We start from the raw sequence: 14,406 nt of genomic DNA, 5'->3' as shown, positions 1-14,406 counted from the left end.
CTCGCCGAAGCCGCCTTCGCACAGACCAAGGCCGCAGCTCCCGCCAGGGCCGCAGCTCCCGCGAAAGCCTCCCCAGCCGGCCGCGCCCAGGACCACGGATGGGAAGAGTTCTGAGACTCCGATCATCCGAAGCCAGAATTGAAGCGGCGCCCGAAAGGGCGCCGCTTTTTTGACATCGCTCCCTTGCGAGGGGCTTCCTGTAGCCTATCTCTGCTGCAGATGCCCGCGCTTCGGCGCCCGCATCGCCCCTTTGCAACCATTTCACGACGGCCATCCCCTGCCTCCCGACGAGGCATGCGGATGCTTCGCCGCTTGGCTCGCAGCGTCCAAAGGATGCCTGCGGCAAGCGGCGTCGTCCGTCGCAGACAGGGAGATGAAGCCATGCCGCTCACCCAGGTCCTTCACGCTCTCGGACAGTTCGCCTCCGGCTTCGCGCCGGGCAGCCGCCCGACCCGACCCCTCGAAATCGATCTTGCCGACAGCGGCGCACCGACGCCGTTCGAGCAGGCCGCCATCGGCATCTGGAAAACCGAGGATGGCAGCATCCTGATCGATCTCAGCCCCAACGGGCAGTTCAAGAAGAAGAAACCCGCTCTCGGTGCCGAGCATCTCGGCCGCTATGCGGTCGATCGCTCGAAGCTCTATTTCGAGGGCGAAGCCGGATGGGTCGCGCTCGGCAAGCTCAAGCGCGGCACGCTCAGCATCGGCGACAAGCGCTTCCGCAAGGCCTGAGACAACGATCCAGACATGAGACGGCCCCGCCTCCCTCCGGAGGCGGGGCCGTTGTCGTTCAGGGTCCGACGAGTTCAGTAGCCGACAGTGAAACGGCGGCGGCGATGGGCAGGCTTTTCCAGCTCGTCGACCAGCGCGATCGCATAATCCTCGGCCGAGATGGCGCTGTTGCCCTTGTCGTCGACCAGCAACCGGTCGGTGCCGAGCCGGAACGTGCCAGTGCGATCGCCCGGATGAATGACGGCCGAGGGCGACAGGAAGGTCCAGTCCAGCGTCTCCTCCTGCTGAAGCAGGTCCAGAAAGTCCCCGCCCTTCTTGGCTTCGTCGTAATAGGCTTGGGGGAAGTCCGGCGTATCGAACAGCTTCACGCCCGGCGCGACCTCGAGGCTGCCGGCCCCGCCGACCACGAGATAGCGCGGCACCCCCGATTGCTTCACCGCGCCGAGAAGGGCCTGCGCATCGCTCGCCATGAAATGCACGGCACTGATCGCCGCTTGATGGCCGGCAAGCAGGCTGGCCAGACGGTCCTTGTCGAAGATGTCGCCCGCGACGGCGGTGACGCCCGGCAGCGCAGCAACCTTCCCCGGGTTGCGGACGATGGCGGTCACGGCATGGCCGCGGCTGGAGAGCTCGGCCAGCAGCCGCGAGCCGATGAAGCCGCTGGCGCCGATCAGGGCAACTTTCATTCCGGATACTCCTTTGATAGTATCTATTCGATACCTACTATCGAATGGAGCTTATGTGTCCTTGCCCATGCTTCCCGTAAAGAAGGCACTTTCACGCGACATGGTCACTTCCGGGAAACCGCCATGCTGAAACGCCCAGACGCCTTCGCCGCCCTGTGCCCGACGCGGCGTGTCCTTGACCGGATCGGCGACAGCTGGGCCGTGCTGATCCTGATCGCGCTCGAAGAGGGGACGCTGCGCTTCAACGAACTCAGGCGCCGGATCGAAAACATCTCGCAGAAGATGCTGTCTCAGACCCTGAAGAGCCTGGAGCGGGACGGACTGGTGCGGCGTGAGGTCTTTGCGACCGTGCCCGTGACCGTCGAGTACTCGCTGACCGAACTGGGGCGGACACTGTCGTCGACCGTCAACCATCTGACGATCTGGGCCGAGACGCATATCGGCGAGATCGAGGCGGCGCAGCGACGTTACGATCGCGGTGGAACGGAGGCCTAGCCGGCCCGTCCAGACGCAGCGTCCCTGCGATCCGCGCGGGACGCTGTCAACGGGCAACGCTGGCCTTTCCCGCAATTTCGTGTATATGCCGCCCATCCGGCCCGAAACGGACCGGCTGCGCGACGCTTCCACGATGAGGCGCTCGCGGGCTTCGGACCTCGCTGGACGACATCCCGGCCAGGCCCGCCAGATCAACCCCAACACGAGGATATCCCGATGTCGATCACCGCCGAGCGCAAGACCGCGCTGCTCCAGGAATACGCCACCAAGCCGAACGACACCGGCTCGCCGGAAGTCCAGGTCGCTGTCCTGACCGAGCGCATCAACAACCTCACCGGCCACTTCAAGTCGCACGCGAAGGACAACCATTCGCGCCGCGGCCTGCTCAAGATGGTCTCGCAGCGCCGTTCGCTGCTCGACTATCTCAAGAGCAAGGACGAAGGCCGCTACAAGAGCCTGATCGAGCGCCTCGGCATCCGCCGCTGATCGCCGATCGAAGATGATTTCCGCCCGGTGCGCTCCGCTCCGGGCGGGCTCCCTTTTTGGGGACCGCCGTCCGACGGCCGCCCCCTTCCGACGCGGCAGCCGCATGGGGCGGCTCCCGTCTGACCCGCCGGGCGCCGAATGACGTCCATGGCAGGATCGCCGAGCGCTCGGGTGCGCCTGTCCTCCGAGCGTTCGGCCGTCTTGCCCATGGGCCTGAACGCGCCAAGCGGGTCGAACCGACCGAAAGACGATATCCATGTTCGACATCCAAACCGAAGAACTGATCTGGGGCGGCCGCAAGCTCGTCCTCGAGACCGGCAAGGTCGCCCGCCAGGCGGACGGCGCGGTGATGGCCACCTATGGCGAGACCGTCCTGCTCGCGACCGTGGTCTCGGCCAAGGAGCCCAAGCCCGGCTTCGACTTCTTCCCGCTGACCGTGAACTACCAGGAGAAGACCTTCGCCGCCGGCCGCATTCCCGGCGGCTATTTCAAGCGCGAAGGCCGCCCGAGCGAGAAGGAGACGCTGGTCTCCCGCCTGATCGACCGGCCGATCCGCCCGCTCTTCGTCGAAGGGTACAAGAACGACACGCAGGTCGTCGTGACGGTCCTGCAGCATGACCTCGAGAACGATCCCGACATCCTGGCGATGGTCGCGACCTCGGCGGCGCTCACCCTCTCCGGCGTGCCCTTCATGGGCCCGATCGGCGGCGCCCGCGTCGGCTATATCGACGGCGCCTACAAGCTGAACCCCACCATCGAGGAGATGAAGGAGTCGGTGCTCGACCTCGTCGTCGCCGGCACGCAGGACGCCGTGATGATGGTCGAGTCGGAGGCCAAGGAGCTTTCCGAGGAAATCATGCTCGGCGCCGTGATGTTCGGCCACAAGCATTTCCAGCCGGTGATCGACGCCATCATCCGCCTGGCCGAGAAGGCCGCCAAGGAGCCGCGCGCCTTCAACCCGCCGGATGATTCGGCCATCCTCGACGCGATCATGAAGGTGGGCGAGGCCGAGCTGCGCGCCGCCTACAAGATCACCGCCAAGGCCGAGCGCTACAAGGCGGTCGATGCCGTCAAGGCTAAGGTTCTCGCCGCCCTCGTCTCCGACGCTCCGGACGGCGTCTCGACTTTTAGCAAGGACAAGGTCGGCGTCCAGTTCAAGGAAGCCCAGGCCAAGATCGTGCGCTGGAACATCCTCGACGACGGGATCCGCATTGACGGCCGCGACGGCAAGACCGTGCGCCCGATCGTGGCGGAAGCGGGCGTCCTGCCGCGCACGCACGGCTCGGCATTGTTCACCCGCGGCGAGACGCAGGCGCTGGTCGTGACCACGCTCGGCACCGGCGACGACGAGCAGTTCATCGACTCGCTGGAAGGCACCTACAAGGAGACCTTCCTGCTGCACTACAACTTCCCGCCCTACTCGGTCGGCGAGACCGGCCGCATGGGCTCGCCCGGCCGCCGCGAGATCGGCCACGGCAAGCTCGCCTGGCGCGCCATCCACCCGATGCTGCCGGCGAAGTCGGAGTTCCCCTACACGCTCCGTGTCGTCTCGGAGATCACCGAGTCGAACGGCTCGTCCTCGATGGCCACCGTCTGCGGCACCTCACTGGCGCTGATGGATGCCGGCGTGCCGCTGAAGGCGCCGGTGGCGGGCATCGCCATGGGCCTCATCCTCGAGGGTGAGCGCTTTGCCGTGCTGTCCGACATCCTCGGCGACGAGGACCATCTCGGCGACATGGACTTCAAGGTCGCCGGCACCGCCGACGGCATCACCTCGCTGCAGATGGACATCAAGATCGCCGGCATCACCGAGGAGATCATGAAGGTCGCCCTCGGCCAGGCCAAGGGCGGTCGCGACCACATCCTCGGCGAGATGAACAAGGCGCTCGCGACGGCGCGCGGCCAGCTCGGCGAGTTCGCCCCGCGCATCGAGACGATGAAGATCCCGGTCGACAAGATCCGCGAAGTCATCGGCTCCGGCGGCAAGGTCATCCGCGAGATCGTCGAGAAGACCGGCGCGAAGGTCAACATCGAGGACGACGGCACCATCAAGATCGCCTCGGCCGACGGCAAGTCGATCGAAGCTGCGATCAAGTGGATCAAGTCGATCGTGTCGGAAGCCGAAGTCGGCGTGATCTATGACGGCACCGTCGTCAAGATCATGGAGTTCGGCGCCTTCGTGAACTTCTTCGGCGCCAAGGACGGCCTGGTTCATATTTCGGAGCTGGCCCCGAATCGCGTCCAGAAGGTCTCGGACGTCGTCAAGGAAGGCGACAAGGTCAAGGTCAAGTTCCTCGGCCAGGACGAGCGCGGCAAGATCCGCCTCTCGATGAAGGTCGTCGACCAGGCCACCGGCGAAGATCTCACCGAGAAGCTCAAGGCCCAGCGCGACGCCGAGAAGAGCCGCGAGAAGCAGCAGGCCGAGTGATCGCCCGCCTGTGAAGCGGTGAGCTTGACGTGAAGCATGAAACGCCCCGCATCTGACGATGCGGGGCGTTTTGCTTACCGAGACATATCGCTGCTGCTGCCGCGCGCCGACAGGACTCATGACAAAAGGCCAGCGATTTCACCGGAAGGCGGACGATGAAGTCCATTCTCATTCCCGGCACCGATGACAGCCGGATGCGCTATCACGATCTTCCGGGCGACGGCACGCCGCTGGTCGTCATCCACGGGCTCGGCTGCGCGTCATCCTGCGATTACCCTGCCGTGGCCTCTGATCCGGTTCTGACCGGGCGGAGGATGCTGCTGGTCGATCTCCTCGGCTCGGGCTTCAGCGATCGTCCGCAGCAATTCGGCTACACCGTCGCTGATCATGCCGCCTGCGTCGTCGCGCTGGTCGAGCAACTCGACCTGCCGGCGGTCGATCTCTTCGGGCATAGCATGGGCGGCGCGATTGCGATCGAGGCCGCCATGCGTTTGCAAGGCCGCCTGCGCCGGCTCGTCGTCGGCGAACCCAACCTGGTGCCCGGCGGCGGTGTCTTCAGCCGCCGGCTCGCGGCGAATCCGGAGGCCGCTTATGTGGCGGCCGGCCATCGCGCAGTGACCGAGTCCAGCCGCAAGGACGGCAGCGACGTCTGGGCCGCCTCGATGGCGGTCAGCGCGCCCTTAGCCGTGTATCGCGCCGCAACGTCGTTGGTAGCCGGCAGCGATCCGAGTTGGCGCGATCTGCTGATGGGACTCGACGTCCCGCGCAGCCTGATCGTCGGCGAGCGATCCTTGCCTTACGCCGATACGGAGGGCCTGCCTGAAGCCGGAGTGTCGGTCCGCATCGTTGCTGCCGCCGGTCATTCGATGGCGGTGGAGAATCCATCGGGCCTTGCGATGGCGATTTCTGACTCGTTGGCTTGAGTTGGCAGGTGGCGCGCGAGGTCGGATTTGATAGTCTAGACTTATCCTGTCCTTGGGAGGCAGCATGTCCCAACACCAGATCACCTCGCCCGACCAGCTCGCGGCGCTCTATCCCAACCCGATCGCGCCGGCTTCGATTGCCAAGGAGATCGACCATGTCGACGCGAACTATGCCGCGCTGATCGCCGCCTCGCCTTTTTTCGTGCTCGCCACCAATGGTCCGGACGGTCTGGATTGTTCGCCGCGCGGGGATCAGCCGGGCTTTGTCATGGTCCGGGACGCGAAAACGCTGCTAATTCCCGACCGAAGAGGCAATAACCGACTGGATTCGTTGAAGAATATCCTGTTCGATCCGCGAATCGGAATGCTCTTCCTGATCCCCGGTTACGGCGAGACGCTGCGCGTCAACGGAGTTGCGGTGCTGTCCAGCGACCCTGAGTTGTGCAGGCGCTTCGAGATGGCTGGCAAGCTCCCCGCCTGCGTCATCGTGGTCAAGGTGGAGAGCGTCTACTTCCAGTGCTCGCGCGCGGTGGTGCGGGCCGAGCTGTGGAATCCGGCAAAGCATGTCGCGCGGGGCGTGGTGCCGAGCGCGGGCACGATCCTGCGCGACATCACGGCGCGCGATGCGGCAGTCGAGACCTTCGACGGCGAGGCTTACGACAAGGCGCTGCCGGAGCGGGTGAAGGCGACGCTGTATTGAGGCGCCTCGTCATGCTCGGGCTTGACCCGAGCATCCCGTCACAGCTGAGGCGCAGGGGCACGCGCCTCGTCTTGCAAGAGATTCTCGGGTCTGCGCTTCGCTTCGCCCGAGAATGACGGCGAGCTTCAGAGCAGCCCTTCGTTCCCCGCCAGCGTCTTCAGGCTGATATCCGGCCGCGCGCCGACATGGCTGATGATCTCGGCGGCGGCGAGCGCGCCCAGACGCAGGCAATCGCGCGTCTCGCGGCCCGATGTCAGGCCAAAGAGGAAGCCGGCGGCGAAGAGGTCGCCGGCGCCCGTCGCATCGACGACGCGCTCGACCGGGAAGACCGGTTCCTCGACGATGCCGTCCGGCGTCACCGCCAGTGCGCCCTTCTCGGAGCGGGTGACCACGGCGAGGATGTTCTCCGAGCGGAGCCAGGACAGGGCCGTGTCGAAATCCGAGGTCTCGTAGAGGCTCTTGAGCTCGTGCTCGTTGGCGAAGACGAGATCGACCATGCGCTTGCGGATCAGCCCGACGAATTCGTCGCGATAGCGGTCGACGCAAAAGGAATCGGAGAGCGTGATCGCCACCTTGCCGCCAGCCTTGTGGGCGATCTCCGAGGCCTTGCGGAAGGCATCCTTCGCCGCCGGCGGATCCCAGAGGTAGCCTTCGAGATAGACGATGTCGGCAGCCTCGACCGCCTTCTGGTCGACATCCGCCACGGAAAGGCCCTGGCAGGCGCCGAGATAGGTGTTCATCGTGCGCTCGCCATCGGGCGTGACGATGATGAAGGAGCGCGCCGTGGCGGGGCCCTCCGTCGCATCGGCCGTGCCAAAGGCGACGCCCAGCGAGGTCAGGTCATGGCGGTAGAGCTTGCCCAGCTCGTCACCGCGGACCTTGCCGATGAAGGCACCCTTGCCGCCGAAGGAGGCGAGGCCGGCGATGGTGTTCGCGGCGGAGCCGCCCGAGATGATCCGGGCCGGGCCCATCGCCGCATAGAGCTGCTCGGCGCGGACCTCGTCGATCAGCATCATCGCGCCCTTTGTCAGCTTCTGCGCGGCGAGAAAATCCTCCTCGGCCGAGGCAAGAACATCGACGATGGCGTTGCCGAGAGCGAGGACGTCCGTGCGGGTCTGGGTCATGGCGGGTCCGGGGATGAGCGGCGCTGGCGCCGGCAAAGGGTGGCGGCCCTGTCGCATCCGCAAGCGGGCCGGTCAAGCCGACTCGGTCAAGGGGGAGCGCGGCGCTGTTCCGCCTCGTCGAGGACGGCGCCGAGCCGGCGCAGATCCTCGGCTCCGAGATCCGCGATCTCGCGGGCCAGCCGGTTGGCGAACAGCGTCGCCTCGGCATCGAGGCCGGCCGTATCGACGGTCACGCGGGGATGCGAGAGGTCGGCGAGGCGCACGAGCTCGTCGGCCTCGTCCCAGATGACGCCGAGCAGATGGATCGCCCCCTGGATCAGGGTAAAGGTCGGGCGGCCGCGCTTGCCGTGCTCCAGCGCCGAGAGATAGGCCGGCGTTACGCCGAGACCTTCCGCCATCTGCGCCAGCGTGATGCCGCGGCGCTCCCGCAGTTCCCGGACGCGCCGTCCGAAGGGCGTCACGGGCCATGCCCCTTGAGCCGGCGCAGGCGGATATAGAGCGCCCCGGAGCCGCCATGGCGCTGCTCGGCTTCCTCGAAAGCCAGCACCAAGGGGCGCAGTTCGGCATGGCGCAGCCAATGCGGCACCATGCGACGCAGCACGCCGCGCTCCTCCCCGAACAGCACTGGCCCCGCCCCGCCCTTGCCGGTCACCACCAGCGCCATGCGGGTGCCGCGCGCCTGCTCGCGGCGCAGGAACGCATGCAGCGCGAAATGTGCCTCATCCTGGCGCATGCCGTGCAGGTCGATCGAGGCCTCAATGTCCTGCTGCCCGCGCCGGAGCTGTGTCCGCAAGCGCCGTTCGATCGGCGCCAGTGGCAAGGGCGCGCTGGCCTTGGGCTTCGGATGTGCCGCGACAGCCGCCAGCGGAGCGGCGACGGGTTGCGGCATGTCCACGGCCGGGGGAGCCGGATCGGGCTCGATCGGCGCTCGTCCGGGCAGCGGCTTCACCGTCCGCGCGACCTGGCGCCACAGGGCGATATCGGCCTCGCTCAACGTTCTGCCCCGGCGCGAGCGCATCTCAGCGCGGCCAGAGCACGATGAAGGACGTCGGGTGGCGAATCAGCCCCGCGCGGTGCCCGGCGGCGGCCCCCGAGCCGATGAAAAGGTCCAGCCTTGCCGGTCCCAGAATGGCGGAGCCGGTGTCCTGCGCGATCGTCAGACGCGCGAAGGGTGCCTCGCGGCCCTGTCCATCGGGGATCTTCGCATCGATCCAGACGGGGAGGCCGTAGGGCCAGATCGAGCGGTCGATGGCGACGCTGCGCAGCGGCGTCAGCGGCAGCCCGGCGCCGCCGATCGGCCCGGCCTCTGCCGGCAGGTCGTCGCGGCGGGTGAAGAAGACGAAGGAGCGGTTGAGCCGGATCAACTCGCGCGCGAAGCCGGCGTCGGCCTTCAGCCGCGCCACCAGCCGGTCCATCGTCATCTGTTCGGGCGGGATGGCCTCGCGCTGGCTCAGCACGCGGCCGAGCGAGGTGTAGGGCAGGCCGTTGCGGCCGGAATAGACAAGCCGGGTGACGGAGCCGTCCGGCAGGCGGATGCGGCCGGAGCCCTGCACCTGCAGCACGAAGCGATCGACCGGATCGCGCAGCCAGAGAATTTCCAGCCCTTGGCCTTCGAGGGCACCGTCGTCGATCGCGGCGCGGTCGGGAAAGGCTTCAAGCCCCCTCTCGGTGCGGCGGGCGGCGGAAAGCTCCGGAGCGAGTCCCGGCCATGTCTCGCCTGGGTGCCGCGTGACCAGATCCTTCGGCCGATCATAGAGCGGCGTCGGGAACGCATCCGAGCGGGTGAGCGAACCTTCGAATTCCGGCTCGAAATAGCCGGTCATGAAGCCCGTCTCGCCCTGCGCCGGCCGGATGCGCAGAAAGCGGAAATTATCCTCGAAGAAGCGCCGGCCGGCTTCGCGATCGACGGGGCCTGCGGCCGCCAGCGCCCTGGCGCGAGTGCAGGCCGCCTCGAGAATCGGGGGAGGTGTCACCCCCTCGCGCAGCGGCGGGTCGGCCATGCAGCCTTCGGCGAAGATCGCGAAGGCCGCGGCCTGGTCATCCTGCAGCCAGCCGGGCAGGTCCCGCGGCGGGACGTCCTCGGCATGCACCCCTCGAGGCAGCGGAAACGGGGAGGACGCTAAGGCCGTCATCGGGATGAGGCAGAACAGCAGCGACGCCAGAAAAGCCCTGGCGCGCCCATCGTTCACGCCCCGGCTTCAGTGGCGACCAGGAGCCAGTTCGGGTCGCGGCTGCCGAGCTGGCGCGAGAAGGTCCAGATATCGTTGACCACGACCACCTGGTCGGCGCTGCCGTCGACAACGGCGCCCTGAGCATCGCGCGTGACGCTGATGAGCTGGGAAACGAAGGCGATCGTGACCTGCGCGGTCTTGCCCTTGACCTCGACGGCTGCAAGCTCGGCCTTGTCGAGCGAGACGAAGTTCGACTCGGCCTTCTCGCCGCGCTTCTCGCGATCGGTGATGGCCTGTTCGAAGCCGTCATAGACCTCCTTGGCAAGGAGTCCCTTCAGGGTCTTGCGGTCCCCGCGGGCAAAGGCCGTGACGATCGTCTCATAGGCGGACTTCGCCCCCGCGAGGAAATCGCGCGGATCGAAGGAGGGCTCCTGCTTGATGACCGCGTCGATGCCGGCCGCGAGCGGGCTGTCCGGCGGGGCTATGTCCTTCCAGCGCTCGGAGGAGGGCGGAGCGGCGACGGGATCGTTGGCCGCGCCTGGCAGGCGAATGACGTTGTCGCGCTGCTCGGGCCCCTGGCCCTGCTGGTCGGGCCGCATGGGCGGCGCCTCGCGGCGGGCGAAGGGGTCCTTCGGCGGCTGCTCGCTGCCGGTCTTCTGGCCGAGGACCGAGCGCAGCTTCCAGGCGACGAACACCGCCAGAGCCAGGAAGATCAGCGTCGTCATGTCGAAGGAATTTTGCATCGAAGGCGGTCCCGCGGCTCCCCGTGATTGTCATGGTGCAGACGGCCGCCCGATCGCCGATTGCCGGCCGTCTCGGCGTCATATGGTAAGACTGGCTCGTAACATCCACCCCTGCCCTTGTGAAGGCAGCTTCTTGTGCCACCTTTCCGTCCATGATAGCCGACGCGCGGTGCGCCGGAGAGCAAAGCGCATCCCGGCGACGGAAACGGCGCGGGATTCCCAGACAGCCTGCCAGGAACAGAGCGGACCGATGGCCAACGAACTTCCCAACGGCAATGGCACCGATGCCGCGAATGCGGCGCCGAGCCTCAACGCCCTGATCCAGTACACCAAGGATTTCTCCTTCGAGAATCCCAAGGCACCGCGCGTGCTCGCCCAGCAGGAGGCCCAGCAGGGCCCGCAAATGTCGCTGCAGGTGAATGTCAGCACGACGCCGCTCGGCGATACCGACTACGAGACGGTGCTCAAGCTCGACGGCCGTGCCGAGATCAATGGCGAGACCGTCTTTGCCTTCGATCTGAGCTATGGCGGCGTCTTTCGCCTGCAGAACATCCCGCAGGAGCATATCCACCCCGTGCTGGTCATCGACTGCGCACGCCTGCTCTTCCCCTTTGCCCGCCAGATCATCGCCGAGGCGGTTCAGGGCGGCGGTTTCCCGCCCTTCTACGTGCCGCCGATCGACTTCGCGGCGCTCTATCACCAGAACCTGCAGGACATGCAGGACATGCAGGCCAGCGGGACGGCCTGATCCGGCGTCGATCGCGATCGAATGCGTCAAGGGCCCCATCGGGGCCCTTTTTCGTTTGTTGCGCAAAATTGTTGACCTTGCGGAACGGCAGCGACCTCTCCATCTCGACTGCCATCGCGGCGGACGCCCCTCATCGAACCGAGCATCGTTGTCACATCCTGCGGGTGTGCGGTGGTCGGGAGTGACGCCCGCCTTTTGCTTATCGATGGAGACCCGATGGACGCCCTGATGACGCTTGCCTCCGATCCCGCCGTTTGGGCCGCGCTCGGAGCCTTGATCGCCATGGAGGTCGTGCTCGGCATCGACAACCTGATCTTCATCTCCATCCTGACCAACAAGCTGCCGGAGCATCAGCGCTCGAAGGGCCGCAAGATCGGCATCGGGCTCGCCCTGATCCTCAGGCTCGCCCTGCTCAGCACCGTCGCGATCATCGTCAAGCTGACGGCGCCGATCTTCACCGTCTTCGGCCAGCCGTTCTCATGGCGCGACATCATCCTGATCGCGGGCGGCCTCTTCCTGGTCTGGAAGGCGACCAAGGAGATTCATCACAAGGTCGATCCGGCTCCTGGTCCCGACGTCTTCGACGGCGGCCGGGCCGCCGGCGTCACCTTCGGCGGCGTGATCGTCCAGATCCTGCTGCTCGACCTCGTCTTCTCGATCGATTCGATCATCACGGCGGTGGGCATGACCGAGCATGTGCCGGTGATGGTCATCGCGGTGATCGTGGCCGTCCTGACGATGCTGCTCGCGGCCGATCCGCTGGCGAAGTTCATCGAGAAAAACCCGACCATCGTGATGCTGGCGCTGGGCTTCCTGCTGATGATCGGCGCCATGCTGATCGCCGAAGGCTTCGGCGTGCATGTGCCGAAGGGCTATGTCTACGCCGCCATGGCCTTCTCGGCGCTGGTCGAGGCGCTCAACATGCTGTCGCGGCGGCGCACGCCATCGGCACCGGAGGCCGCGCCGGGCGAAGCGGACAGGGGGCCTATTGTGCCGCCTCGTCAGTGATGCCGAGATAGCTCTTCCACAGCGGGGCCTTCAGCGAGCCGAGGATGAAAGCCTGGTGGGCCGCGATGGCGGCCTCGTCCAGCCGCGGCGCCAGAGGACGCAGGCGCTGCGGCCTTTCCAGAACGGGAGCCGCCAAGCCGGGCCGCCCCGCCGCCGTCTCGACGCCGAGGCCGAGCGAGGCCTGCTTGCCGCCGATCAGCTCGATATAGACCTCGGCGAGAATCTCGGAGTCCAGCAGGGCCCCATGCTTGGTGCGACGGCTGTTGTCGATGCCATAGCGCGAGCAAAGCGCATCAAGGCTGTTCGAGGCGCCGGGATGCCTGCGGCGGGCCATGGACAAGGTGTCGACGACCAGGGCCTGCTCGACCGGGGGCAAGCCCAGTCGCTTGAACTCCATATTGATGAAGCCGACGTCGAAGGCCGCGTTGTGGATCACCAGCTTGGCGCCGGCGATGAAGTCGGCGAACTCCTGCGCAACCGATGCGAAGACCGGCTTGTCAGACAGGAATTCCTCCGACAGGCCGTGGACGTTGAAGGCCTCGACCGGCATCGAGCGCTCGGGATTGATGTAGACGTGGAAGGTGCGGCCGCTGGGGCAGTGATTGACCAGCTCGACGCAGCCGATCTCGACGATGCGGTCGCCGCTGTTCGGCTCCACGCCGGTGGTTTCGGTATCGAGAACGATCTCGCGCATCGGATCAGGACCTCATCATCGCCGTTCGGCCGGGCCGGCCGGCGAGCGCCCTCAGGATAGAGCCCACCTGCCGCCCGGCGGCCATGACGCCCCGGCCGGTCTCCACAAGGAAATGGGCATGCCGGCGCTTCTCCGCGTCCGGCATCTGGCGCGACAGGATGGCGTCGAGCTTTTCCGGCGTCATGCCGGGGCGGGCCAGGACACGCTGGCGCTGGACCTCGGCCGGCGCCGTCACGACGAGGACAGCATCGCAGCGCGACTCACCACCGGTTTCGAGCAGGAGCGGCACGTCGATGATGGCGAGCTGCGCGCCTTCGCGACGGCAACGGGCGATGAAGGCCTCCTCCTCCTCACGCACCAGCGGATGGATGATCGCTTCGAGCCGGCGCAGAGCTTCGGTCTTGCCGAGCACGGCAGCTCCCAGCTTCGCACGATCAACCGCGCCATCGATCACCGTGCCCGGAAAGGCGGCCTCGATCGGCGCCACAGCCCGGCCACGATGCAGGCGGTGCACAGCCGCGTCAGCATCATGCAGGGGTACGCCGCGCTGCACGAAGAGCTGCGCGGTCGTCGATTTGCCCATGCCGATCGAGCCTGTGAGGCCCAGTACGAAGGTCATGCGCGCTCCCGCGAATCAGGCCTTCAGGATATCCGCCTCAATCGGTGCGCGCAGCTCCGCCGTGACCTCGGGCGTGACGCCGAACCAGCGTGCGAAACCCGGCACGGCCTGATGCAACAACATGCCGAGGCCGTCCACCGGAACGCCGCCGCGGCGCCTCGCCTCCGCCAGCAACGGGGTCTCGAGCGGCACGTAGACGATGTCATCGACGATGGTGCCGGGCTTGAGGCGGGACAGATCGAGATCGAGCGGCGGCTTGCCGTGCATGCCGAGGGCGGTTGTATTGACGATGAGATCGGCATCGGCGACGGAGGCGGCCGCCTCGATCCAGTCACGTATGAGGATCCCGCCGCCGAGCGCCGCAGCCAGTTCCTCGGCCCGCTGGCGGCTGCGATTGACGATGGTGATGCGTCGGACGCCGCGCTGCATCAGGCCGTGGCAGATACCCTTGGCTGCGCCGCCTGCGCCCAGCACCAGTGCCATGCCGGTCCTGTCCAGCCAGCCGGGGACGCTGGCGTCGAGATGGCTCAGGAAGCCGGTGACGTCCGTGTTGTCGGCGATCAGCCTGCCGCCCTCGTGCCAGAGCGTGTTGACGGCACCGACCGCGAGGCCTGCCGGGGTGATCTCGTCGACGAAGGGCATCACCGCTTCCTTGTGCGGAAGGGTGACGTTTCCGCCGGCGTAGTCGCCCTCCCTCAACCGCGCCATGAAGGCCGGAAGCTCGGCCGGCGCCACGTCGATCGCGTCATAGGAACCGGCGAGCCCGTATTGCCGCAGCCAGGTGCGGTGGATCATCGGCGAGCGGGAATGAGCGATGGGGTGACCGATGACGAAGCAACGCGGCGACAT

17 protein-coding genes are annotated in these 14,406 nt (G+C 66.8%); 8 read left to right on the top strand and 9 right to left on the bottom strand.

Annotated elements, in window-relative coordinates; translation table 11 throughout:
• Positions 1-381: 381 nt before the first annotated feature.
• The gene (locus tag BW981_RS23195) at positions 382-732 is read left to right on the top strand and encodes an Atu4866 domain-containing protein (protein ID WP_076442706.1); all 351 of its coding nucleotides are present in this window, start codon (positions 382-384) and stop codon (positions 730-732) included.
• A gap of 74 nt (positions 733-806) precedes the next feature.
• On the opposite strand, the gene BW981_RS20800 is transcribed toward BW981_RS23195, so the two are convergent.
• Complete coding sequence (locus BW981_RS20800; protein ID WP_076442704.1) at positions 807-1,418, bottom strand: NAD(P)-dependent oxidoreductase; 612 nt, start codon at positions 1,416-1,418, stop codon at positions 807-809.
• Between the two features lie 123 nt (positions 1,419-1,541).
• On the opposite strand from BW981_RS20800, the gene BW981_RS20795 reads away from it, so the two are divergent.
• From BW981_RS20795 to BW981_RS20775, 5 genes are all read left to right on the top strand, one after another.
• On the top strand, positions 1,542-1,913 hold the full coding sequence (locus tag BW981_RS20795; RefSeq protein WP_210188715.1) for a winged helix-turn-helix transcriptional regulator: 372 nt from the start codon (positions 1,542-1,544) through the stop codon (positions 1,911-1,913).
• A gap of 216 nt (positions 1,914-2,129) precedes the next feature.
• Complete coding sequence (rpsO, locus tag BW981_RS20790; RefSeq protein ID WP_076442702.1) at positions 2,130-2,399, top strand: 30S ribosomal protein S15; 270 nt, start codon at positions 2,130-2,132, stop codon at positions 2,397-2,399.
• A gap of 256 nt (positions 2,400-2,655) precedes the next feature.
• Positions 2,656-4,827 (top strand): polyribonucleotide nucleotidyltransferase, encoded by a 2,172-nt coding sequence (gene pnp, locus BW981_RS20785; protein ID WP_076442700.1) that lies wholly within the window; start codon positions 2,656-2,658, stop codon positions 4,825-4,827.
• Between the two features lie 155 nt (positions 4,828-4,982).
• Positions 4,983-5,750, top strand: a complete 768-nt coding sequence (locus BW981_RS20780) for an alpha/beta fold hydrolase (protein ID WP_076442698.1) — start codon at positions 4,983-4,985, stop codon at positions 5,748-5,750.
• 64 nt (positions 5,751-5,814) lie between these two features.
• Positions 5,815-6,450 (top strand): pyridoxamine 5'-phosphate oxidase family protein, encoded by a 636-nt coding sequence (locus tag BW981_RS20775; protein WP_076442696.1) that lies wholly within the window; start codon positions 5,815-5,817, stop codon positions 6,448-6,450.
• Between the two features lie 125 nt (positions 6,451-6,575).
• Here BW981_RS20775 and BW981_RS20770 read toward each other — a convergent pair whose 3' ends face one another.
• The 5 genes from BW981_RS20770 to BW981_RS20750 all read right to left on the bottom strand — a co-directional run bounded on the left by BW981_RS20770 (position 6,576) and on the right by BW981_RS20750 (position 10,488).
• Positions 6,576-7,574, bottom strand: a complete 999-nt coding sequence (locus BW981_RS20770; RefSeq protein ID WP_076442694.1) for an adenosine kinase — start codon at positions 7,572-7,574, stop codon at positions 6,576-6,578.
• A gap of 86 nt (positions 7,575-7,660) precedes the next feature.
• Positions 7,661-8,035, bottom strand: coding sequence for a helix-turn-helix domain-containing protein (locus BW981_RS20765; protein ID WP_076442692.1), 375 nt, complete (start codon positions 8,033-8,035; stop codon positions 7,661-7,663).
• Positions 8,032-8,568: a Smr/MutS family protein gene (locus tag BW981_RS20760; RefSeq protein WP_348521419.1), complete on the bottom strand. Its 537-nt coding sequence runs from the start codon at positions 8,566-8,568 to the stop codon at positions 8,032-8,034. The genes BW981_RS20765 and BW981_RS20760 overlap by 4 nt, the downstream gene beginning before the upstream one ends.
• A gap of 25 nt (positions 8,569-8,593) precedes the next feature.
• On the bottom strand, positions 8,594-9,763 hold the full coding sequence (locus tag BW981_RS20755) for a murein transglycosylase A (RefSeq protein ID WP_083712542.1): 1,170 nt from the start codon (positions 9,761-9,763) through the stop codon (positions 8,594-8,596).
• On the bottom strand, positions 9,760-10,488 hold the full coding sequence (locus BW981_RS20750) for a Tim44/TimA family putative adaptor protein (RefSeq protein WP_076442688.1): 729 nt from the start codon (positions 10,486-10,488) through the stop codon (positions 9,760-9,762). Before BW981_RS20750 ends, BW981_RS20755 begins: the two co-directional genes overlap by 4 nt.
• A gap of 250 nt (positions 10,489-10,738) precedes the next feature.
• Between BW981_RS20750 and secB the strand changes: the two genes are divergently transcribed.
• Positions 10,739-11,236: a protein-export chaperone SecB gene (gene secB, locus BW981_RS20745; protein WP_076442686.1), complete on the top strand. Its 498-nt coding sequence runs from the start codon at positions 10,739-10,741 to the stop codon at positions 11,234-11,236.
• 216 nt (positions 11,237-11,452) lie between these two features.
• Positions 11,453-12,244, top strand: coding sequence for a TerC family protein (locus BW981_RS20740; RefSeq protein WP_076442684.1), 792 nt, complete (start codon positions 11,453-11,455; stop codon positions 12,242-12,244).
• Here BW981_RS20740 and dnaQ read toward each other — a convergent pair.
• Genes dnaQ through BW981_RS20725 form a run of 3 tightly spaced genes read right to left on the bottom strand, consistent with a single transcriptional unit; the run spans position 12,222 to position 14,406 of the window.
• Positions 12,222-12,938, bottom strand: a complete 717-nt coding sequence (dnaQ, locus tag BW981_RS20735; protein ID WP_076442682.1) for a DNA polymerase III subunit epsilon — start codon at positions 12,936-12,938, stop codon at positions 12,222-12,224. The genes BW981_RS20740 and dnaQ overlap by 23 nt on opposite strands.
• A 4-nt stretch (positions 12,939-12,942) precedes the next feature.
• Positions 12,943-13,557: a dephospho-CoA kinase gene (coaE, locus tag BW981_RS20730; RefSeq protein WP_076442680.1), complete on the bottom strand. Its 615-nt coding sequence runs from the start codon at positions 13,555-13,557 to the stop codon at positions 12,943-12,945.
• 15 nt (positions 13,558-13,572) lie between these two features.
• On the bottom strand, positions 13,573-14,406 hold the full coding sequence (locus tag BW981_RS20725) for a shikimate dehydrogenase (RefSeq protein WP_076442678.1): 834 nt from the start codon (positions 14,404-14,406) through the stop codon (positions 13,573-13,575).

Source organism: Allobosea sp. TND4EK4, assembly GCF_900156025.1.
In the GTDB taxonomy this organism is placed as follows: Bacteria; Pseudomonadota; Alphaproteobacteria; order Rhizobiales; family Beijerinckiaceae; genus Allobosea.
Note: the sequence above shows the minus strand (reverse complement) of the source record. Positions and strands in the feature narration are given on the sequence as shown.